The sequence below is a fragment of the Enterobacter sp. C6 genome (assembly GCF_008122455.1).
Taxonomy (GTDB): Bacteria; Pseudomonadota; Gammaproteobacteria; order Enterobacterales; family Enterobacteriaceae; genus Enterobacter; species Enterobacter pseudoroggenkampii.
The window spans coordinates 15,873-37,940 of sequence record NZ_QPFW01000227.1; the positions used below are offsets into that span (position 1 = coordinate 15,873).

Sequence of the window (22,068 nt, forward strand, 5' to 3'; positions counted from 1 at the left end):
GGTATACTCCACGCTTTTACATCTGACTAAAAAACATCAACTTTGACCATTACGAAACTTGCATGGCGTGACCTTGTTCCGGATACCGAAAGTTATCAGGAACTGTTTGCACAGCCCGAACTCGCAAAAGAACACGAATTCATCCTTAGCGATACGCAGCCCCGTTTGCATTACGCGCTGGAGCAGGTCTTAAGCCCATGGGCAACTGCGCCTTTCATGCTGCTCAAAGCCCCGGAAGAAGCGGAATACCTGACGTTGTTCGGGGATGCCGTGCGTCAGTTAAAGCCGGAAGCGAACGCCGTTTTTGGCGGCCAGTATCGTATCGCGGGACATGATGTCACTTTCGAACCGGCGGCACAGGCCGACGGCCATTTTGCCGCTAAGGGCGAGGTGATTACCGCTAACTGGGTTGAGGCTGAACAACTTTTTGGTTGTCTGCGCCAGTTTAACGGCGAGCTTTCGCTGCAGCCTGGGCTGGTACATCGCGCAAATGGCGGTGTTCTGATCATTTCACTGCGCACCCTGCTCTCGCAGCCGCTGCTGTGGATGCGTCTGAAAACCATCGTGCACCAGCAGCGTTTCGACTGGGTCGGCTACGATGAGTCTCGTCCTCTGCCCGTCTCTGTTCCCTCTATGCCGCTGTCGCTGACCGTCGTGCTGACGGGCGACCGTGAATCGCTGGCGGACTTCCAGGAAATGGAGCCGGAACTGGCTGAGCAGGCCGTGTATAGCGAATACGAAGACAACATCCAGATTGCTGACGCCGACGATATGGCGCAGTGGTGCCAGTGGGTGATGGCTGTAGCAGAACGTTTTGCGCTGCCAACGCCTGCGGCTGACGCGTGGCCAGGCCTGATCCGCGAAGCGGTGCGCTATACCGGTGACCAGGAAACGCTGCCACTCTGCCCGCTCTGGATCGGCAAGCAGTTGCGTGAAGTGGGTGTGATTAGCGGTGACGGGGCGTTCACCGGCGAACAGCTCACTCAGATGCTGGCTCAGCGTGAGTGGCGAGAAGGCTATCTTGCTGACCGCATGCAGGATGAAATTCTGCTCGAACAAATTCTGGTGGAAACCGAAGGCGAACGCGTCGGGCAGATTAACGCCCTGTCTGTGATTGAATTTCCAGGCCATCCGCGCGCATTCGGGGAGCCGTCCCGTATCAGCTGCGTTGTGCACATTGGCGATGGCGAGTTTACCGATATTGAACGGAAAGCCGAGCTGGGCGGCAACATACACGCCAAAGGCATGATGATCATGCAGGCGTTTTTGATGTCAGAGCTGCAGCTTGAGCAACAGATCCCCTTCTCCGCCTCGCTGACGTTTGAGCAGTCCTACAGCGAAGTGGATGGCGACAGCGCCTCTATGGCCGAGCTGTGCGCCTTAATCAGCGCCCTGGCGGAAGTGCCCATCAATCAGAACATCGCGATCACCGGTTCGGTGGACCAGTTTGGCCGCGCCCAGCCAGTGGGAGGCCTCAACGAGAAAATTGAAGGCTTCTTCTCTATCTGTCAGCAGCGCGGTTTAAACGGCAAGCAGGGTGTGATTATCCCGGCTCCCAACGCACGCCATTTAAGCCTCAGTCAGGAGATTCTGGATGCGGTGGAACAAGAGCAGTTCGCTATCTGGGCCATCGAAGGGATTGAGGATGCACTACCCTTACTGACAAACCTGGTATGGGATGGCGAAGGGCAAACCACCCTGATGCAGACTATCCAGGAGCGCATTGCTCAGGCGACACAGCAGGATGCTCGTCATCGTTATCCATGGCCGTTACGCTGGCTGGGCTGGTTTAGTTCGAACTGATCGGACTTGTTCAGCGTACACGTGTTAGCTATCCTGCGTCCTTCACTAAAATAAGGCTTACTGAGAACATGGTAGATAAACGCGAATCCTATACAAAAGAAGATCTTCTTGCCTCTGGTCGCGGTGAACTGTTTGGCGCAAAAGGCCCACAGTTACCGGCCCCGAACATGCTGATGATGGACCGTGTCGTGAAAATGACCGAAACCGGCGGCAACTTCGATAAGGGTTACGTAGAAGCAGAACTCGATATCAACCCGGACCTGTGGTTCTTCGGTTGCCACTTTATTGGCGATCCGGTAATGCCTGGCTGTCTGGGCCTGGATGCGATGTGGCAGCTGGTTGGCTTCTATCTGGGCTGGCTGGGCGGTGAAGGTAAAGGCCGCGCACTGGGCGTGGGCGAAGTCAAATTCACTGGCCAGGTTCTGCCTACAGCGAAGAAAGTGACCTATCGTATTCACTTCAAGCGCATCGTTAACCGCCGCCTGATTATGGGCCTGGCAGATGGCGAAGTGCTGGTAGACGGGCGTCTGATCTATAGCGCAAGCGACCTGAAAGTTGGCCTGTTCCAGGATACTTCTGCGTTCTGATCGTGCTTTTCGCACTCCCGGAAAGGCGAAACCTCCGCATTGCGGAGGTTTCTTTTTTGAAAGAGACGTTATCAGGCTATGAGTGCCCTGTCGCCGATGGCTTCTCGCCAACCTCCAAGCCATTGTGACCTTTGATTTATCGTCTGATAAGGACACATTTCTTTAGAACGTCCAGCGATGCCGGCCTGATAACCACGTTGATGAGCCCGTTCCAGGCGATCTCGTTTCTGTCTCTTCATGCCTCGTTTCCCTCATTCTTTTGTCTGGTGGAAAGAAAACAGTGTCTGCACTCAATGTACAGGCACAGATAACGAATACCCCGAATTAGCCCCATCGTCAATGTTCAAAATTCATACGGGTGTCATATTTGTGAGCTACCTGGAAGTTCATTTGTACAAAAATTGTGACGCAGCACAAGTAACAAACTGAAGTGAAAACGAAAAAAAAACCGCAATCAGCGAGAGGCCAACTGCGGTTTTTGATGATGAATTTTACTTATGGCAGCCGGGAGATTTCCCTCGCGATGCTGGCCGACTCCTGTGCCCAACCCTGAGCCAGGACTTTCACCATTTCGTCATAGCCATCTTTCTGCTGCTTGAGCTCCAGATGGAAAGGACGCTTAATCAGCTGCCCCTGATGATTCAGCAACCACTCCCCGCTGATCACCACCGCACCATCATAACGGCCGTGGAAGCCCGTTACGGTGACGTTCAGCGTATCCTGGTCGTTACCCAACGGCTGCGACGCGACAACCCAACCCGGTAGCTGACTGCCCAGATTGGCCACCAGCGTGTTGCGCAGCTGTTGATCCAACGGGCTGGCCCACAGGTTGTTCGTCGCAATCACGTATTTAACGTCGCTGGTCTGATAGACCACGCCGTTTCCTGCCAGATAATCCGGCACCGCAACCTGCTCAACCCACAGCTGACGGTTTCCCTGACTGGCCGTGCTTTGCCCACCGCTGTGGGTCGCCACAGGCAGCTGATAGTAGCTTTTATTATCTACTCCTGAACTGCACGCCGTTAACAGCAGAGCACCAACCATCAATAGCCACTTTTTCATTCTTTTGCCCTCTTCGGCTCAGGATCCTTTTTATCTTTCGCTTCGAACACCAGCGCATTGCTCTTCTCGTTGAGCGTTTTCAGCACCGGCTGCAGTTCACGTAAGACCTGATCAAGACGCTGCATATCTGCCACCATCTTGTTGTAGGCCGCTGAACCCGGCTGGAAGCCCTGCATACTGCGGTTCAGCTCACGCAGCGTTTTCTGCATGTCCTGCGGAAGCTGCTGCATGCTCTGGCTCGCCGTAATCTTGTTGATGTTATCCAGCGTGGTTTGCAGACGACGCATCGTTGCCTGGCTTTCGCTCAAAGAGTTCGTCGCCGCTTCAATCATCGGATTCAGTGGCAGATTGTTGATCTTATCCAGCGTCTCCATCAGACGCTGCTGGATCTGCGCCAGGCCGCTACTCACCGTTGGGATGATCTTATAGCCACCGAATTCACGGATACCGGTAATCGGCGGTGCTTTCGGGTAGAAGTCCATATCCACATACAGCGCACCGGTCACCAGGTTACCCGTCTTCAACGATCCACGCAGGCCGCGTTCCATCAGTTGAGAGATATGGGCAGCAATATCCTGATTTTCGCCAATCTGGTTTAGCAGACGCTCCGGTTCGATGCGGATCAGCACCGGAATACGATAGTCATCATCCAGCATCTGGCTCAGGCCCGGGACGAAGAACGGAACTTGTCCAACCGTACCGAGACGAATACCGCGGAACTCAACAGGCGCCCCCGGCTGCAGACCGCGGACAGAATCTTTAAAGAACATCAGGAAGTCGACGTGATCGGTATAGAGCGCATCCTGAATACTTTTTTGATCGTCAAAGAGACGGAAAGCGGTGTTCTCTGCGACCGGCTGCCCTAAATCCAGGCCTTCCGGCACGTCAAAACTTACGCCGCCGCCAAACAGCGTGGTCAGCGACCCCATTTCAACGCGCATACCTGCCGAGGTCAGATCCACCGCGATCCCGCTGTCTTTCCAGAAACGGACATTGCTGGTGACCAGCCGATCGTTTGGCGCATTGATAAAGAGCTGATAGCTGATCGCGCGTTTCTGCGGATCAAACGTGCTTTTCTCAACCGATCCCACGCGGTAGCCGCGGAACAGGACCGGGTCGCCCGCCGTAAGCTGACCTGCTTTTTTACTGTCGAGGATCACGCGGATACCCTTGGCATCAGGTGGTGCAAGCGGCGGTGAATCCAGAAGCTGGTATTTGGCTGGCTGGTTACCCTTAGCGCCAGGCTGCAGCTCAATGTAGGCGCCCGAAAGCAGCGTCCCTAAGCCGCTGATTCCCTCACGCCCCACCTGCGGCTTAACGACCCAGAAAACGGAATCGCCGTGCAGCAGTTTTTCCATGCCGGCATTAAGGCGCGCCTTGATCTCCACATGGGTTAAATCGTCGGTCAGGGTTGCACTTTCCACCACGCCCACATCCACGCTTCGGCTTTTGATAGTCGTTTTACCGCCCTCAATCCCCTCGGCATTGGTGGTTATCAGCGTGACTTCCGGTCCCTGATGGCTGTAATGATAAAACAGGATCCATGCACCGATCAGCGCAGTCACGATGGGAAAAATCCACACCGGCGACCAGTTTTTGACCTTCTGCACTTTCGCCTCTCCACTCTTATTTTCCATGCTCTTACTCTTCCTCATGGCTTGATTCAGGCTCACGATCCCACGATAAACGAGGGTCGAAGGTCATGGCCGCAAACATGGTCATAATCACGACCAGTGCAAACATTAAAGCCCCCATCGCGGGATAAATACTCATCAAACCGCCCATCCGCACCAGTGCAGAGAGAACGGCGATGACAAACACGTCAATCATTGACCAGCGTCCGACAAACTCGACCACTTCATAAATCAGGTGCATGCGTTCGCTATCGCGTTTTCCATGCCCTTTCGCATCCCAACAGAGCCAGGCAATGGCAATCATTTTTAAGGTGGGCACCATAATACTGGCGATAAAGATGACGCCGGCGACCGGATAAGAACCTTCGCCCCAGAGCAGTATCACCCCGGCGAGGATCGTCGAGGGCATTTTGTCACCGAGCAAATCGGTGATCATGATCGGCAGAATATTGGCTGGCAGATACAGCATGATGGATGTGACCAGCAGCGCCATCGTCCACTGAAGGCTATTTTTACGGCGTACGTGCCCTTTCGTTTCGCAGCGCGGACAAACGTCGAGATCGGCGGGCAGCACGGCGGTGCAGCATGGGCAAGAACGCAGCCCCTGACGAATACCGGGTACGCCGACCTTCACCGTCTGTGCAAGCGTCGGCGCTGGCGCGATATCGTCCCACGCCCAGCGCCTGTCCACGCACTGGAAGGCGCGCAGCTGCAGAACGCAGTACAGACACCAGGGAATAAAGCTGCTGCCAATCCCCACGTCGCCGTATGCCATGAGCTTCACGAAGCTGACCAGAATCCCCGCCAGAAAGATCTCGGCCATCCCCCAGCTTTTGAGCTGAAAAAGGATACGCGCCAGTCGGATTTTCAGCGGTGCCGGCATCCTGACGCGGTTCACCAGCAAAAGGATGACGACCAGACAAAAAGCCGGGACTATCTGGACAAACAGGAGAAAAAAGGTCCCCAGGCTGGCGTAATCTTCCGAGAACATCACGCCCGGAATTTCAAGCAAATCTACCTGGCTGGTGATCCCCCCCACCTTCATATAGATGAAGGGGAAGAGATTGGAGAGCAGCAGCATAAACAATGCTGCCAAAGCATAAGCAGTGGGACGCTGCCGCGGCGCGTCCCACTCGGTTGTCAACGTCGCACCGCAACGTGGACACAGGGCTTTATGTCCGTGACCAAGCTCTGGCAACGCCACGAGCATATCGCATTGCGAGCATAAAATATGCCTGTCGGCATGGTGCTGGTCACACATATGTTATCCCTGTTTATGCGCCGTTTTTCAGAGACTCAAGGTACTCCCAGCGCTCAAATGCTTCTTCCAGGGCTTTTTCAGCCGCGGACATTTCTGACAGTACTTTCTGAGTATAGTCATGCGATTGAGTAAAGAATGACGCATCAGCAACCTGTTTTTGCAAATCCTCAAGCGCGGCTTCCAGCTCTTCAAGACGCTGCGGTAGCCCCTCCAGTTCGCGCTGCAGGTTATAGCTTAGTTTAGCCGAGGTTTTCTTGACAGTTTCTGCTTTTGTTACAGCAGGTTCAGAACTTATTTTGGACTTTGACTGTTTCTGCGCCAGAGACTGCAATTGCTGCCCTTTTGCATCATGATAACCGCCTACGTATTGCCCAATTCGCCCTTCACCTTCGAAGATCCAGCACTCGGTCACGGTGTTATCCACGAACTGGCGATCGTGGCTGACCAGCATCACGGTACCCTGATAGCCGTCAATCAGTTCTTCGAGCAATTCCAGCGTTTCGACATCGAGGTCGTTCGTCGGTTCATCGAGGATCAGCAGGTTGCTTGGCTTAAGGAACAGGCGAGCCAGCAGCAGACGATTTCGCTCACCGCCGGACAGCGCGCGCACCGGCGTCATGGCGCGTTTCGGATGGAACAGGAAGTCCTGCAGGTAGCCCAGCACGTGGCGCGGCTTACCGTTTACCATCACCTCCTGCTTACCTTCGGCGAGGTTGTCCATCACCGTACGGTCCGGATCCAGCTCCGCGCGGTGCTGGTCGAAGTAGGCGACCTCCAGCTTGGTCCCGCAGTGAATACGTCCGCTGTCGGCCTGCAGCTGGCCCAGCATCAGTTTCAGCAGCGTGGTTTTACCGCAGCCGTTCGGGCCGATGAGCGCAATTTTATCGCCGCGCTGCACCTGCGCGGAAAAATCGTTCACCAGCACTTTACCGTCAACCTGATAGTTGACGTTTTCCATTTCGAAGACAATCTTGCCGGAACGGGACGCCTCTTCCACCTGCATTTTGGCGCTGCCCATCACTTCACGGCGTTCACTGCGCTCGCGACGCATCGCCTTCAGGGCACGTACGCGGCCTTCGTTACGGGTACGACGGGCTTTGATGCCCTGGCGGATCCAGACCTCTTCCTGCGCCAGCTTGCGGTCGAACTCGGCATTCTGCAATTCTTCCACGCGCAGGTTTTCTTCTTTCTCCAGCAGATACGTATCGTAATCGCCGGGATAGGTCACCAGCTTGCCGCGGTCGAGGTCGACAATGCGCGTCGCCATGTTGCGAATAAACGAACGGTCATGCGAGATAAAGATGATGGTGCCGCTGAAGGTTTTCAGGAAACCTTCCAGCCAGTCAATCGCTTCGATATCCAGGTGGTTGGTCGGTTCGTCCAGCAGCAGCACCTTCGGCCCGCTGACCAGCGCGCGGCCCAGAGCCGCTTTACGCAGCCAGCCGCCGGAGAGCGCCGACAGTTCCATATCGGGTTCCAGACCGAGCTGCGCCAGTACTTCATTAATGCGGTTTTCAAGCTGCCACAGACCGTGGTGATCGAGCATCTCCTGCACTTTCGCCAGTTCGTTGAGGTTTTTGTCGCTCGGATCGGTCATCACCAGATGCGAAATCTCGTGATAGCGCTTCAGGTATTCAGCCTGCTCGGAGATCCCTTCCGCCACGAAATCGTAAACGCTGCCGGTCACGTGACGCGGTGGATCCTGCTGCAGGCGGGAGACAATCAGATCCTGCTCGTAAACAATACGCCCGTCATCCAGACCCTGTTCACGGTTGAGGATTTTCATCAGCGTGGATTTACCCGCGCCGTTACGGCCCACCAGACAGACGCGCTCGTTATCTTCGATGTGCAGTTCTGCATTGTCGAGAAGCGGTGAGTCGCTGAAAGAGAGCCACGCGCCGTGCATACTAATTAAAGACATTTATTTTTCCTTTCAGACCGCGGTAATCAACCAGCAGTTATGGATTTGACGGTTACGGGCAAAGTCCTGAGACAGCGTTTTTTGGCTGATTTCTTGTGCTTTCAGTCCCAGGGCTGCTAAGCCGTCATGATCCATACGGAAGCCGCGTTTGTTGTTCGAGAACATAATGGTGCCGCCTTTGCGCAGCAGGCGCTTCAGGTCGGTCATCAGGCGCAGGTGATCGCGTTGTACATCAAAGCTATCTTCCATACGCTTGGAGTTGGAGAAGGTCGGCGGATCGATAAAGATCAGGTCAAACTGCTCGTCGGTGTCGCGCAGCCAGCCCAGCACGTCAGCCTGCATCAGGCGATGCTGACGTCCGGTTAAGCCGTTAAGACGAAGGTTGCGCTCCGCCCATTCCAGATAGGTGCGGGACATATCCACCGTGGTGGTGCTCCGCGCCCCGCCCAGACCCGCATGCACGCTGGCGCTGCCGGTATAGGAGAACAGGTTGAGGAAATCTTTGCCTTTACTCATCTGGCCCAGCATGCGTCGGGCGATACGGTGGTCGAGGAACAGACCGGTATCCAGATAGTCGGTCAGGTTGACCCACAGGCGCGCGTTGTATTCGCTCACTTCGATAAAGTCGCCCTTCTCGCCCATCTTCTGATACTGATTTTTTCCTTTCTGACGCTCGCGGGTTTTCAGCACCAGCTTGTTCGGCGCAATGCCGAGCACGGCGATGGTGGCGGCAATGACGTCCAGCATGCGCTGACGCGCTTTTTGCGCATCAATGGTTTTCGGTGGCGCATATTCCTGAATCACCACCCAGTCCGCGTAGCGGTCAACCGCCACGTTGTATTCCGGCAGGTCGGCATCGTACAGGCGATAGCATTCAATGCCCTCCTGCTTCGCCCACTTCTCAAATTTCTTCAGGTTTTTGCGAAGGCGGTTGGCGTAATCTTCCGCCACGCCGGACGGCTTGCTGTCGGCCGCTTTCTCCGCCAGATGGTAGTTCTTCTGCACGCAGTCCAGCGGGCCGTTTTTGGCCTTAAACTGGCGATCGGCGCGCAGCTGGAGGCAGCTCAGCAGCTCCGGCGAGGCGCTAAACAGAGACAGGTTCCAGCCGCCGAAGTGGTCCTTCATATTGCGGCCCAGCAGGCTGTGCAGGGCAATCAGCGCAGGCTCGCTGTCCAGACGCTCGCCGTATGGCGGGTTGCTGATCACGGTACCGTACGGGCCTTTTGGCAACGGGTTGGTCAGGTTCGCCACGTCTTTCACTTCGAAGGTGACCAGCTCGCCGATACCAGCGCGACGGGCGTTGCTGCGCGCGCGTTCAATGACGCGCGGGTCGCTGTCCGAACCATAAAAGTGGGAGGTGTACTCTGCCAGGCCTTTGCGTGCGCGGGTTTGCGCGTCGTCTTTGACCTCTTTCCAGAGCGCTTCATCGTGCTGTGCCCAGCCTTTAAAGCCCCAGTGACCGCGATGCAGGCCCGGCGCGCGATCGGTTGCCAGCATGGCCGCCTCAATCAGCAACGTACCGGAACCACACATCGGATCGAGCAGCGGCGTGCCCGGCTGCCAGCCGGAGCGCATGACAATGGCAGCCGCCAGCGTTTCTTTAATTGGCGCCATACCGGTACGATCGCGGTAGCCGCGCAGATGCAGACCTGCACCGCTTAGATCGAGAGAGATGCTCGCCGTGTCACCGTTCAGCCAGACGTTAATACGCAGATCGGGGTTTTCACGATCGACGTTCGGACGTTCCTTATTTTTACGCGTGAAGCAGTCCACAATGGCGTCTTTTACGCGCAGGGCACCGTACTGGCTGTTGCGGATCTCGTCGTTCACGCCGTTGAAATGCACCGCAAAGGTGGCATTCGGGGTGAAGATCTCTGTCCAGTCGATCATCTGTACGCCGGTATAGAGGTCAAGGTCGCTATAAACCTTGCACTCCTTCATCGGCAGCATGATGCGCGACGCCAGGCGACTCCACATCAGGCTCTGGTAAATAAGCCGCGTGTCGCCCTCAAAATGGACACCACCCTGAACCACCTGGCACTCTTGTGCGCCCAGGCTTTCCAGTTCAGTTTTTAACAGCTCTTCCAGCCCACGGGCCGTACTGGCAAACAGAGAATTCATATCGTCACTTTTACTCTTAGAAAATTGTCGCGCATTATAGCTAATATGGCGTGTATGTCATAAAGTTGAAGGCTTATTTTCATTTGTGGGAGTGTGCAGTGGCGACGTTATCCAGGCTTTTTATTCATCCGGTGAAATCCATGCGCGGAATCGGCGTCTCTCACGCGCTGGCCGACATGAGCGGATTCGCCTTCGATCGTATTTTTATGGTCACCGAGCCTGACGGCACGTTTATTACCGCACGCCAGTTCCCGCAGATGGTTCGCTTTACCCCTTCCCCGCTTCACGACGGTTTGCACCTTACCGCGCCGGACGGTTCCAGCGCGGTGATTCGCTTTGCGGATTTTGCGCCCGTCGATGCGCCAACGGAAGTGTGGGGTAACCATTTTACCGCGCGCATCGCCCCGGATGAGATTAACCGCTGGCTGAGCGGCTTCTTTTCCCGTGACGTGCAGCTGCGCTGGGTTGGGCCTGAGCTGACGCGTCGCGTGAAGCGCCACGACGCCGTTCCCCTCTCCTTCGCCGATGGCTTCCCGTTCCTGCTGACTAACGAAGCCTCGCTGCGTGATTTACAACGCCGCTGCAAAGCCAGCGTTCAGATGGAACAGTTTCGTCCGAACCTGGTGGTGACCGGTGTTGACGCCTGGGACGAAGACACCTGGAAAGTGATCCGCATTGGCAGCGTCATCTTTGATGTCGTAAAACCCTGTAGCCGCTGCATTTTCACCACGGTGAGCCCGGAGAAAGGCCAGAAGCACCCTTCCGGCGAACCGCTGAAGACGCTGCAGTCATTCCGCACCGCGCAGGACAACGGCGATGTGGATTTCGGCCAGAACCTGATCCCGCGCTCCAGCGGTGCAATCCGCGTTGGTGATGAGGTAGAGATCCTTGCCCGAGGGCCTGCAAGAGTGTACGGCTCAGGTCAGGAAGAAGAAATGGTCGACGTTGTGACGAATGTCGCTTCTGCGGTAGATATTCACTGGCAGGGAAACATCATCCGTGGCAACAACCAGCAGGTATTACTGGAGCAACTGGAGCAGGCAGGTATTCGCGTCCCCTATTCCTGTCGCGCAGGCATTTGCGGATGCTGCCGCATCAGGCTGGTGGATGGCGAAGTAAGTGCGTTGAAAAAATCGGCAATTGGAAATGACGGCACAATTCTGTGCTGTAGCTGCATACCGAAAACGTCCGTACAGCTGGAAGCTTAAACCGCCTGTTCGAGGCTGAAAGAATCTACGCGCAGCTGTGGCTTCAGCCTGTCGTTCATCACTTTAATGGCATCGCCAAGCTGCATCGTCCGCCCGGCAATGGTTACGCCGGGCTGGGCCAGCAGGCAGAGCGCAGCATTTTCACCAGGCTCAACCACCAGCAGGCTTACCTCTTCTGCGGTATCGCTCAGATTGACGCTCGCCGCGTCACCTGTTGCCGGGGTCCAGTTCATACCGTGCGGCAGGAAATGCCAGCTTTTCGGCATTTGCGGTTTCAGGAAGCGGATAGCCACCAGCGCATTTAATACCAGCTCGGCACGCTGCTCTTTAGAAAGCACCAGATCGCGGCATTTTTCTTCGAAAGAGAAATAAAGCGCCGCATCGTCAACGCAAAAGCCCGACGGGGAAAACGCGTCCGGGGTTAACATTCGGCGGGCGAAACGAGAGCGAAACAACATGCCATTGGCTAAATCGAGCATCATTCGATCATGCTCGTCGCAAAAATACCAGCGCCAGTTATCGTCAGGTTTAATTCGCATGTTTCTCTCCCGTCCCCGAAACGTCCTGTACTAAAAATGTCCTGATCGCCGCTTCGTTTATAACACCATTAATAAAAGACTATAATGTCTAAATAAGCAACAGTGACGGAATATAAAACAACCAGGGCTGGAAATAAAGCCCTGGTTGTCTGATTAAGAGAAAAGATTAGATATGAGTAACGATTTCTTTAATCAGCGGTGGTCCTTTAAAAATAAAGCCGGAATAGATTTGCACCAGTGACGCACCCGCCGCCATCTTCTCGCGCGCAGCAATCACGGAGTCGATGCCACCGACGCCAATAATCGGCAGGCGTCCTTTTAATTCCGCAGACAGGGCGCGAATAATCTCGGTGCTTTTTAATTGTACCGGACGTCCGCTTAACCCACCCGCTTCGTCACAGTTTTTCATTCCCTGCACGAGGGAGCGATCGAGGGTGGTATTGGTTGCAATCACACCATCAATATTATGGCGAACTAAACTGTCGGCAACCTGGATCAATTCTTCGGCAGAAAGATCCGGGGCGATCTTAACCGCGACCGGAACATATTTATGGTGGATCGTCTGGAGTTCATTTTGCTTATTTTTAATGGCACTCAGAAGATCGTCCAGCGCTTCGCCATATTGTAAGGAGCGCAACCCCGGAGTATTGGGTGAAGAAATATTCACCGCAATATAACCGGCATAGGCGTAGACTTTTTCCATACAAATCAGATAGTCATCTTTACCCTGCTCGACCGGCGTGTCTTTATTTTTGCCGATATTGATGCCCAGAATTCCGTCAAAGTGGGCTTTTTTAACGTTCTCAACAAGGTGATCAACGCCAAGGTTATTAAAGCCCATGCGGTTGATCAGCCCTTCGGCTTCAACCAGGCGGAACAGTCGCGGCTTGTCATTTCCCGGCTGCGGGCGGGGCGTGACGGTCCCGATTTCAATGGAGCCAAAGCCCATCGCGCCCAGGGCATCGATACACTCGCCATTTTTGTCCAGACCAGCCGCCAGACCCAGCGGGTTTTTAAAGGTCAGACCCATGCACTGCACAGGTTTTACCGGGACATGCTGACGCACCAGCGCGGCCAGCGGCGTTCCGGTAATACGACGTAATTGCTGCATTGTAAATTCATGAGCGCGCTCAGGGTCGAGCTGGAAAAGAGCTTTACGAACGAAGGGGTAGTACATGAACTCTCCTGGATTCCCGGTGTGCAAACCGGGAGGGGATTATGGGCGATCCACGCGCGAAAGGGAATTGACCTGCGGCAAAAAATCAGCGTAAAACGCAATCGTTTACCTCCCTGTCTATTTCTTATGCACTTTTTCGCATTTTAATTGCAGATAAATCATTTAGTGGAATAACCGCGCGGTGTCACACTCCTGAAAATTGTTATGAATGTTAGATAAAAGCAAACAATTAGTTATAAGGAGGAAGTATGCGCGTCATTACCCTGGCCGGAAGTCCACGATTCCCTTCGCGATCCAGCGCCCTGCTGGAATATGCCCGCGAAAAACTCAATGCCCTGGATGTGGAAGTGTGCCACTGGAACCTGCATAACTTCGAACCTGAAGATCTGCTTTATGCCCGTTTCGACAGCCCTGCGCTTAAAACGCTCATCGAGCAGCTTAACGGCGCTGACGGCCTAATTGTGGCAACGCCCATTTATAAAGCCTCTTTTTCCGGGGCGCTGAAAACCCTGCTCGATCTGCTTCCGGAACGTGCCCTGGACGGCAAAGTCGTGCTGCCGCTGGCAACGGGCGGTACGGTTGCCCATTTACTGGCCGTGGATTATGCCCTGAAGCCGGTGCTGAACGCATTGAAAGCGCAGGAGATCCTCCACGGCGTTTTCGCCGATGACTCCCAGGTTATCGATTATCAACATAAACCTCATTTTACGCCGAACCTGCAAACCCGCCTCGATACTGCCCTGGAAACCTTCTGGCATGCTCTGCACCGCAGGGATATCCAGGCGCCGGCGTTTGGTCAGCCTCAAGGAGTCGCACATGTTTAAAACGTTAACCCGTATCGGCCTGGCAGGTCTGATGGCGCTTTCCTCGCTGGCCCATGCCGCAGAAACGGCTCCGGACAGTTTACGCATTGGCTATCAGAAAGGCAGTGTCAGCATGGTGCTGGCGAAAAGCCACCAGCTTCTGGAAAAACGCTTCCCGGACACCAAATTCTCCTGGGTGGAGTTCCCGGCTGGCCCGCAGATGCTGGAGGCCCTGAACGTCGGCAGTATCGATCTCGGCAGTACGGGTGATATTCCGCCGATATTCGCCCAGGCGGCGGGAGCGGACCTCGTCTATGTTGGCGTTGAGCCGCCCAAACCGAAGGCCGAAGTGATTCTGGTGCCAGAAAACAGCGACATTAAAAGCGTCGCCGATCTTAAAGGGCATAAAGTTGCTTTCCAGAAAGGTTCCAGCTCACACAACCTGCTGCTGCGTGCCCTGCAAGAAGCCGGACTCAAGTTCACTGACATTCAACCTGTTTACCTGACGCCTGCCGACGCGCGCGCTGCATTCCAGCAGAAGAACGTTGATGCCTGGGCCATCTGGGATCCGTACTACTCCGCCGCTTTACTGCAGGGCGGCGTTCGCGTGCTGAAAGACGGCACCACGCTGAAGCAGACCGGTTCGTTCTATCTGGCCGCGCGTCCTTATGCGGAAAAGAACGGCGCATTTATTCAGGGCGTACTGGATACCTTTACCCAGGCCGATGCGCTGACCCAGACCCAGCGCCAGGAGAGCATTACCCTGCTGGCGAAAACCATGGGCTTACCTGAGCCGGTGATCGCGAGCTATCTCAACCACCGTCCACCGACCACCATCACGCCCGTGGACGCCCACGTCGCCGCGCTTCAGCAACAAACGGCAGACCTTTTCTATCAAAACCACCTGGTGCCGAAACAGGTCACTATTCGCGAACGCATCTGGCAGCCCGCAGGCAAAGAAGGAGCTAAATCATGAGTCTGAATCTTTTCTGGTTTTTACCCACCCACGGTGATGGACACTATCTTGGTACAGAAGAGGGTTCGCGCCCGGTTGACCACGGCTACCTGCAGCAGATTGCGCAGGCAGCGGACCGAATCGGTTTCACCGGGGTGCTGATCCCGACCGGACGTTCATGTGAAGATGCCTGGCTCGTGGCCGCGTCGATGATCCCGGTCACCCAGCGTCTGAAGTTCCTGGTCGCGTTACGCCCGAGCGTTGTCTCCCCCACCGTGGCGGCGCGTCAGGCGGCAACGCTGGACAGACTGTCCAACGGCCGCGCCCTGTTTAACCTGGTGACGGGCAGCGATCCGCAGGAGCTGGCGGGCGATGGGGTATTTCTCGACCATACCGAGCGCTATGAAGCCTCCGCCGAGTTCACCCGCGTCTGGCGACGTCTGCTGGAAGGTGAAACCGTTACCTTTGAAGGCAAGCATATCCACGTTCGCGACGCGAAACTCTACTTCCCGCCAGTGCAGCAGCCGCGCCCGCCGCTCTATTTTGGCGGATCGTCGGATGTGGCCCAGGATCTGGCGGCAGAGCAGGTCGATCTCTATCTGACCTGGGGCGAACCGCCTGAGCTGGTGAAAGAAAAAATTGCCCAGGTCCGCGCTAAGGCGGCCGCCCATGGCCGCAAGGTGCGCTTCGGCATTCGCCTGCATGTGATTGTTCGCGAAACCAATGAAGAAGCCTGGCAGGCGGCGGACCGCCTGATCTCGCATCTGGATGATGAAACGATCGCCAGAGCCCAGGCCGCATTTGCCAAAACCGACTCCGTCGGACAGCACCGAATGGCGTCCCTGCACAACGGCAAGCGCGAGAACCTGGAGATCAGCCCGAACCTGTGGGCGGGCGTCGGCCTGGTACGTGGCGGTGCGGGTACGGCGCTGGTTGGCGACGGCCCGACCGTGGCTGCGCGAATTAATGAATACGCCGAGCTGGGCATCGACAGCTTTATTCTCTCCGGCTATCCGCATCTGGAAGAGGCGTACAAGGTGGGCGAGCTGTTATTCCCGCATCTGGATGTCGCCATTCCGGAAATTCCACAGCCGCAGCGGCTTCAGCTTCAGGGCGAAGCCGTGGCGAACGAGTTTATTCCACGCAAAGCCGCACAGAGCTAAGGAGTGACCATGTCTGCCACCTCACAAAAATGGCTGCTGCGCGCCGCGCCGTGGTTTTTACCCGTCGGCATTGTGGCACTCTGGCAGTTCGCGTCGTCCACCGGCTGGCTGTCGAGCCGCATTCTGCCCTCCCCGGAGGGCGTTGTAGAAGCGTTCTGGTCGCTGAGCGTGAGCGGTGAGCTGTGGCAGCATCTGGCGATCAGCTCCTGGCGCGCCGTGATTGGGTTTTCCATCGGCGGCAGCATCGGTCTGGTTCTGGGCCTGATCAGTGGCCTTTCCCGCTGGGGCGAGCGGCTGCTGGATACCTCTATTCAGATGCTGCGCAACGTGCCGCATCTGGCGCTGATCCCGCTGGTTATCCTGTGGTTTGGGATTGATGAGAGCGCCAAAATCTTCCTCGTGGCGCTGGGCACATTGTTCCCGATCTACATCAACACCTGGCACGGGATCCGCAATATCGATCGCGGTCTGGTGGAGATGGCGCGCAGCTACGGCTTATCGGGTTTTTCTCTCTTTATACACGTGATCCTGCCGGGCGCCCTGCCCTCCATTATGGTCGGGGTGCGTTTTGCGCTCGGCCTGATGTGGCTGACGCTGATTGTAGCAGAGACTATCTCGGCCAATTCAGGCATTGGTTACCTGGCGATGAACGCCCGCGAATTCCTGCAAACGGACGTGGTGGTGGTTGCCATCATTCTGTATGCCCTGCTCGGCAAACTCGCCGACGTTAGCGCCCAGTGGCTGGAGCGCAGCTGGCTGCGCTGGAACCCGGCCTACACCCTTCAGGAGGCGAAAGCATGAATACTGCACGACTGAACCAGGGAACACCGTTACTGCTGAACGGCGTGACCAAACGCTACGGCGAAAACACCATTCTTAACGGGCTGGATCTGCATATCCCCGCCGGACAATTTGTGGCCGTTGTCGGGCGCAGCGGCGGCGGCAAGAGTACCCTGCTAAGGCTGCTGGCCGGACTGGAAGCCCCCAACGGCGGCGACATTCTGGCAGGAACAACGCCGCTTTCGAATATTCAGGACGATACCCGCATGATGTTTCAGGACGCGCGGCTGCTGCCGTGGAAAACGGTTATCGACAATGTCGGGCTCGGTCTTAAGGGCAGCTGGCGGGATGAAGCCCGCCAGGCGCTGGCCGCCGTTGGGCTGGAAAATCGAGCCGATGAATGGCCTGCCGCCCTCTCGGGTGGGCAGAAGCAGCGCGTGGCGCTGGCGCGGGCGTTGATTCACCGTCCTGGCCTGCTGCTGCTTGATGAACCGCTCGGCGCGCTCGACGCCCTGACGCGAATCGAAATGCAGGATTTGATTGGATCCCTGTGGCAGGCGCACGGCTTTACGGTACTGCTGGTGACGCATGACGTGAGCGAAGCCGTCGCGATGGCGGACCGGGTGCTGTTAATAGAGGACGGGAAAATAGGTCTGGATCTGACGGTGGATCTTCCGCGGCCTCGTCGCGTGGGCTCAGCAAGACTGGCGGAGCTCGAAGCTGAGGTATTAGATCGAGTGATGAAGCGCGGGAGCATAGAGTTACAGCGAGCTAAGGCTAATGCCTGATGCCCTCACCCGGCCCTCTCCCACGGGGAGAGGGAGGGTTAACTTATTTTACGCTAACGCTTTGGCGATCTTCTCGTACAAATCACCAGACAGATTTTCCAGCCCTTTCAGCTGCTCAAGCGCGGCACGCATCTTCGCCTGACGCTTCGCATCGTAACGCTTCAGACGGATCAGCGGCTCAATCAGACGCGACGCCACCTGCGGGTTACGGCTGTTCAGCTCGGTCAGCATTTCCACCATGAACTGATAACCGCTGCCGTCTTCGGCGTGGAACGCCGCCGGGTTGCTGCTGGCAAACGCGCCAATCAGCGAACGCACGCGGTTTGGGTTGCTCAGGGTAAAGGAACGATGCTTCAGCAGGCTGCGTACGTTGCTGAGTGCATCGGCCGCCGGGCTGGTCGCCTGCAGGATGAACCACTTGTCCATCACCAGGCCATCCTGATGCCACTTGTCGTCGTACTCCTGCATCAGCGCATCGCGGCACGGCAGTTCGGCGGCAACGCTTGCACCCAGCGCGGCCAGGGCGTCGGTCATGTTATCCGCCTCGTGATACTGCTTGCTCACCAGGGTGTTCGCCAGCTCGGTTTCACCAAACGCCAGATAGCGCAGGCAGGTGTTGCGCAGAGAACGTTTACCAATGTCCGCGTGCTCAACGCGATAAGCGTCAAGCTTGTTGGCGTTATAAATGGCGAGGAACTCGTCCGCCAGTTCAGTAGCCAGCGTACGGGTCAGCGCTTCACGCACCGCCACGATCGCGATCGGATCGATAATCTCGAACAACTCCGCGATTTCAGTCGCTGACGGCAGAGTCAGAATTTCTGCGGCCAATGCCGGGTCAATCTTCTCATCCAGCAGGATCGCGCGGAACGCGTCAGCCACATGGACAGGCAGCGACAGCGGCTGGCCCTGCTGATGACGGTTTACGTTGAGCTTGATGTAGGTCGCCAGCAGACTTTGCGCCGCATCCCAGCGGGAGAAATCGTTACGCGCGTGACGCATCAGGAACGTCAGCTGCTGATCGCTCCACTTGTACTCCAGCTTCACCGGCGCGGAGAATTCACACAGCAGCGCAGGCACCGGCTGGAAGTAGACGTTATCGAAGATAAAGGTCTGCTCGGCCTGGGTCACGTTCAGCACGTTGTGTACCGGGTGGCCGCCCTTCTGCAGCGGGATGACTTTGCCTTCGTTATCGTACAGCTCAATGCTGAACGGAATATGCAGCGGGTATTTCTCTTCCTGCTCTGCCGTCGGCGGCGTGCGCTGGCTGATGGTCAGCGTGTACTGCTCGGTTTCCGGATTATAGTCGTCTTTGACGGTAACAATCGGCGTACCGGCCTGGCTGTACCAGCGGCGGAAGTGAGAGAGATCGACATTAGAGGCATCTTCCATTGCCTGCACAAAATCGTCGCAGGTGGCCGCGCTGCCGTCATGACGCTCAAAGTACAGCTGCATCCCTTTCTGGAAGTTCTCTTCACCCAGCAGAGTGTGGATCATGCGGATAATTTCAGCGCCTTTCTCATACACCGTCAGGGTGTAGAAGTTGTTCATTTCGATGACTTTATCCGGACGGATCGGGTGCGCCATTGGGCTGGCATCTTCCGCAAACTGCAGGCCGCGCATGGTACGCACGTTGTTGATGCGGTTTACCGCGCGTGAACCCAGATCGGAGCTGAACTCCTGGTCACGGAAGACGGTCAGGCCCTCTTTCAGGCTGAGCTGGAACCAGTCGCGGCAGGTGACGCGGTTGCCGGTCCAGTTGTGAAAATATTCGTGGCCGATGACGCGTTCGATATCGAGGTAGTCTTTGTCCGTTGCGGTATCGGTACGCGCCAGCACGTATTTGGAGTTAAAGACGTTCAGGCCTTTATTCTCCATTGCGCCCATGTTGAAGAAATCGACGGCGACAATCATATAGATGTCGAGATCATATTCGAGGCCGAAGCGCTCCTCGTCCCACTTCATGGAGTTGATGAGGGAAGTCATCGCCCACGGCGCGCGGTCAAGGTTGCCGCGGTCAACAAACAGCTCCAGCGCCACCTCACGGCCTGAGCGCGTTTTGAAGGTGTCACGCAGCACGTCGAAGTCCCCCGCCACCAGCGCAAACAGGTAGCACGGTTTCGGGAACGGATCCTGCCACTGCACCCAGTGACGGCCATTCTCCAGCTCGCCTTCACCTACGCGGTTACCGTTGGAGAGCAGAAAGGGATAGAGGGTTTTATCGGCGATGATTTTGGTGGTGAAGCGCGCCAGGACGTCCGGGCGGTCAAGATACCAGGTAATGTGGCGGAACCCTTCCGCTTCACACTGGGTACACAGCGCCACGCCTGACTGATAAAGCCCTTCCAGCGCGGTGTTGGCGGCCGGGCTGATTTCATTCACGATGCGCAGCGTAAACTGTTCCGGCAGGTTGTCGATGACCAGCTGGTTGTTTTCTTCTTTATAGTCTGACCAGGCTTCATCATTAATATGCAGGGAGACCAGCGTCAGGTCTTCACCATCCAGACGCAGCGGCACCGCAGTTGCGCTGTGGCGCGTCACCTTGCTTACCGCCGTGACAACGGTTTTAGTGGCATCCAGGTCAAAAGTCAGATCGATTTCGCTAATCAGGTAATCCGGCGCACGGTAGTCGTGGCGGTATTTGGCTTGTGGCTGTTGTGTCATAGAAAACCTTATGCATCGTTTGTCGAGTAACGTTTCAATATATTCCTGTTGCGCAAAACGCGCTATGCAGAATGTTCATCTTTTCAGGGTCAAAACCTTTTTTTGCTACATTTGTATAACACGGGGCACAAAATGCCCTCGACCATAAAACGCGCTTATGTTGTGATCGGGGTTCAATAAATCACTAAACAAGGTATACTCCGGAGTTGTTTATTGTACTAAACGCTCCTGTGAGAGGATGCTACTGCGCACCTATGACTCAATTCGCTTCTCCAGTTCTGCATACGTTGCTGGATACCGACGCGTATAAACTGCATATGCAGCAAGCCGTTTTCCACCATTACTATGACGTTCATGTCGCGGCGGAATTCCGCTGCCGTGGCGACGACTTGCTCGGTATCTACGCAGACGCCATTCGTGAACAGGTCAATGCTATGCAGCATCTGACGCTGCAGGACGAGGAATATCAGTGGCTTTCTGGCCTGCCTTTCTTCAAAGCCGACTACCTGAACTGGCTGCGCGATTTCCGCTATAAGCCGGAGCAGGTCACCGTGCTTAACGATAACGGCAAGCTGGATATTCGCCTTGAAGGTCCGTGGCGGGAAGTGATCATGTGGGAAGTGCCGCTTCTGGCGGTGATCAGCGAACTGGCTCACCGCTACCGTTCGCCGGAAACGGGCGTCGAGCAGGCGGTCGCCGCGCTGGAAAATAAACTCGCGGCCTTCTCCACGCTGACCGAAGGGTTAGACATGTCCCGCTTCCGCCTGATGGACTTTGGCACCCGTCGTCGTTTCTCGCGCGACGTTCAGGAGGCCATCGTTAAACGTCTTCAGCAGGAGCCGTGGTTTGTAGGCACCAGTAACTACGATCTGGCACGTCGCCTTAGCCTGACGCCAATGGGTACCCAGGCGCACGAGTGGTTCCAGGCGCATCAGCAGATCAGCCCCAATCTGGCTAACAGCCAGCGCGCGGCACTGGCCGCATGGCTTGAGGAGTACCCGAATCAACTCGGGATCGCCCTCACCGACTGTATTACGATGGATGCCTTCCTGCGCGACTTTGGTCCCGAGTTCGCTGAACGTTACCAGGGATTACGCCACGACTCCGGGGATCCGGTTGAATGGGGCGAGAAGGCCATTGCCCATTACGAGAAACTCGGCATTGATCCGATGAGCAAGGTGCTGGTCTTCTCCGATAATCTCGACCTGGCGAAAGCGGTCGAACTCTATCGCCATTTCAGTACCAGAGTGAACCTAAGCTTCGGCATTGGTACCCGTTTGACCTGCGATATTCCTCAGGTAAAACCTCTGAATATTGTCATCAAACTGGTGGAATGTAACGGCAAGCCGGTGGCGAAGCTCTCCGACAGCCCGGGCAAAACCATCTGCCATGACAAAGCGTTTGTTCGCGCGTTGCGCAAAGCCTTCGATCTTCCTCAGATCAAAAAAGCCAGTTAAGCGCTTACGGGAGCCTTTATGGCTCCCCTCTTCTTATTTATTTCTTAATTCTTCTCTTTTGACTGCGAAATTTACTTGTCTGATAGCGGATGGCAGGTAACATAGATATCCCCCCATAAGGGTGGACAAGTGTTTATTTTTTCCGACT

The 22,068-nt window shown here is 55.9% G+C and carries 18 protein-coding genes; 9 read left to right on the plus strand and 9 right to left on the minus strand.

Annotated features, from left to right (window positions below; translation table 11 throughout):
* Window positions 1-42 precede the first annotated feature (42 nt).
* The gene (locus DOU50_RS13800) at window positions 43-1,803 is read left to right on the plus strand and encodes an AAA family ATPase (RefSeq protein ID WP_024907766.1); all 1,761 of its coding nucleotides are present in this window, start codon (window positions 43-45) and stop codon (window positions 1,801-1,803) included.
* Between the two features lie 68 nt (window positions 1,804-1,871).
* On the plus strand, window positions 1,872-2,390 hold the full coding sequence (fabA, locus tag DOU50_RS13805; RefSeq protein WP_008499931.1) for a 3-hydroxyacyl-[acyl-carrier-protein] dehydratase FabA: 519 nt from the start codon (window positions 1,872-1,874) through the stop codon (window positions 2,388-2,390).
* 71 nt (window positions 2,391-2,461) lie between these two features.
* Here the strand turns inward: fabA and rmf are convergent, their stop codons facing one another.
* The 6 genes from rmf to rlmKL form a co-directional block, all read right to left on the minus strand.
* Entirely contained in the window at window positions 2,462-2,629 is a 168-nt protein-coding gene (rmf, locus tag DOU50_RS13810; protein ID WP_013097261.1) for a ribosome modulation factor, read from the minus strand.
* A gap of 256 nt (window positions 2,630-2,885) precedes the next feature.
* The gene (pqiC, locus tag DOU50_RS13815) at window positions 2,886-3,452 is read right to left on the minus strand and encodes a membrane integrity-associated transporter subunit PqiC (protein ID WP_024907767.1); all 567 of its coding nucleotides are present in this window, start codon (window positions 3,450-3,452) and stop codon (window positions 2,886-2,888) included.
* Window positions 3,449-5,089: an intermembrane transport protein PqiB gene (gene pqiB, locus DOU50_RS13820; protein WP_061715628.1), complete on the minus strand. Its 1,641-nt coding sequence runs from the start codon at window positions 5,087-5,089 to the stop codon at window positions 3,449-3,451. Before pqiB ends, pqiC begins: the two co-directional genes overlap by 4 nt.
* 4 nt (window positions 5,090-5,093) lie before the next feature.
* Window positions 5,094-6,347, minus strand: a complete 1,254-nt coding sequence (pqiA, locus tag DOU50_RS13825) for a membrane integrity-associated transporter subunit PqiA (protein ID WP_024907769.1) — start codon at window positions 6,345-6,347, stop codon at window positions 5,094-5,096.
* Between the two features lie 13 nt (window positions 6,348-6,360).
* The gene (locus DOU50_RS13830) at window positions 6,361-8,268 is read right to left on the minus strand and encodes an ABC transporter ATP-binding protein (RefSeq protein ID WP_024907770.1); all 1,908 of its coding nucleotides are present in this window, start codon (window positions 8,266-8,268) and stop codon (window positions 6,361-6,363) included.
* A gap of 12 nt (window positions 8,269-8,280) precedes the next feature.
* Window positions 8,281-10,389, minus strand: a complete 2,109-nt coding sequence (rlmKL, locus tag DOU50_RS13835; protein WP_148769586.1) for a bifunctional 23S rRNA (guanine(2069)-N(7))-methyltransferase RlmK/23S rRNA (guanine(2445)-N(2))-methyltransferase RlmL — start codon at window positions 10,387-10,389, stop codon at window positions 8,281-8,283.
* 98 nt (window positions 10,390-10,487) lie between these two features.
* On the opposite strand from rlmKL, the gene DOU50_RS13840 reads away from it, so the two are divergent.
* Window positions 10,488-11,597, plus strand: a complete 1,110-nt coding sequence (locus tag DOU50_RS13840) for a YcbX family protein (protein WP_148769587.1) — start codon at window positions 10,488-10,490, stop codon at window positions 11,595-11,597.
* Here DOU50_RS13840 and zapC read toward each other — a convergent pair.
* Together zapC and pyrD are read right to left on the minus strand one after the other, a co-directional pair.
* On the minus strand, window positions 11,594-12,136 hold the full coding sequence (zapC, locus tag DOU50_RS13845) for a cell division protein ZapC (RefSeq protein ID WP_024907772.1): 543 nt from the start codon (window positions 12,134-12,136) through the stop codon (window positions 11,594-11,596). The genes DOU50_RS13840 and zapC overlap by 4 nt on opposite strands.
* A gap of 166 nt (window positions 12,137-12,302) precedes the next feature.
* Window positions 12,303-13,313, minus strand: a complete 1,011-nt coding sequence (gene pyrD, locus DOU50_RS13850) for a quinone-dependent dihydroorotate dehydrogenase (protein ID WP_032649152.1) — start codon at window positions 13,311-13,313, stop codon at window positions 12,303-12,305.
* 248 nt (window positions 13,314-13,561) lie between these two features.
* Between pyrD and ssuE the strand changes: the two genes are divergently transcribed.
* The 5 genes from ssuE to ssuB are packed head-to-tail and all read left to right on the plus strand — an operon-like array spanning window position 13,562 to window position 17,802.
* Entirely contained in the window at window positions 13,562-14,137 is a 576-nt protein-coding gene (ssuE, locus tag DOU50_RS13860) for an NADPH-dependent FMN reductase (protein ID WP_023335146.1), read from the plus strand.
* On the plus strand, window positions 14,130-15,092 hold the full coding sequence (locus tag DOU50_RS13865; RefSeq protein ID WP_032649154.1) for a sulfonate ABC transporter substrate-binding protein: 963 nt from the start codon (window positions 14,130-14,132) through the stop codon (window positions 15,090-15,092). The genes ssuE and DOU50_RS13865 overlap by 8 nt, the downstream gene beginning before the upstream one ends.
* Complete coding sequence (gene ssuD, locus DOU50_RS13870) at window positions 15,089-16,234, plus strand: FMNH2-dependent alkanesulfonate monooxygenase (RefSeq protein WP_032658175.1); 1,146 nt, start codon at window positions 15,089-15,091, stop codon at window positions 16,232-16,234. Before DOU50_RS13865 ends, ssuD begins: the two co-directional genes overlap by 4 nt.
* 9 nt (window positions 16,235-16,243) lie before the next feature.
* Entirely contained in the window at window positions 16,244-17,035 is a 792-nt protein-coding gene (gene ssuC, locus DOU50_RS13875) for an aliphatic sulfonate ABC transporter permease SsuC (RefSeq protein WP_148769588.1), read from the plus strand.
* Entirely contained in the window at window positions 17,032-17,802 is a 771-nt protein-coding gene (gene ssuB, locus DOU50_RS13880; RefSeq protein ID WP_024907778.1) for an aliphatic sulfonates ABC transporter ATP-binding protein, read from the plus strand. Before ssuC ends, ssuB begins: the two co-directional genes overlap by 4 nt.
* A gap of 48 nt (window positions 17,803-17,850) precedes the next feature.
* Here ssuB and pepN read toward each other — a convergent pair whose 3' ends face one another.
* Window positions 17,851-20,463 (minus strand): aminopeptidase N, encoded by a 2,613-nt coding sequence (pepN, locus tag DOU50_RS13885; RefSeq protein ID WP_032649161.1) that lies wholly within the window; start codon window positions 20,461-20,463, stop codon window positions 17,851-17,853.
* A gap of 254 nt (window positions 20,464-20,717) precedes the next feature.
* On the opposite strand from pepN, the gene pncB reads away from it, so the two are divergent.
* On the plus strand, window positions 20,718-21,920 hold the full coding sequence (pncB, locus tag DOU50_RS13890; RefSeq protein ID WP_148769589.1) for a nicotinate phosphoribosyltransferase: 1,203 nt from the start codon (window positions 20,718-20,720) through the stop codon (window positions 21,918-21,920).
* The last annotated feature ends 148 nt before the right edge of the window (window positions 21,921-22,068 follow it).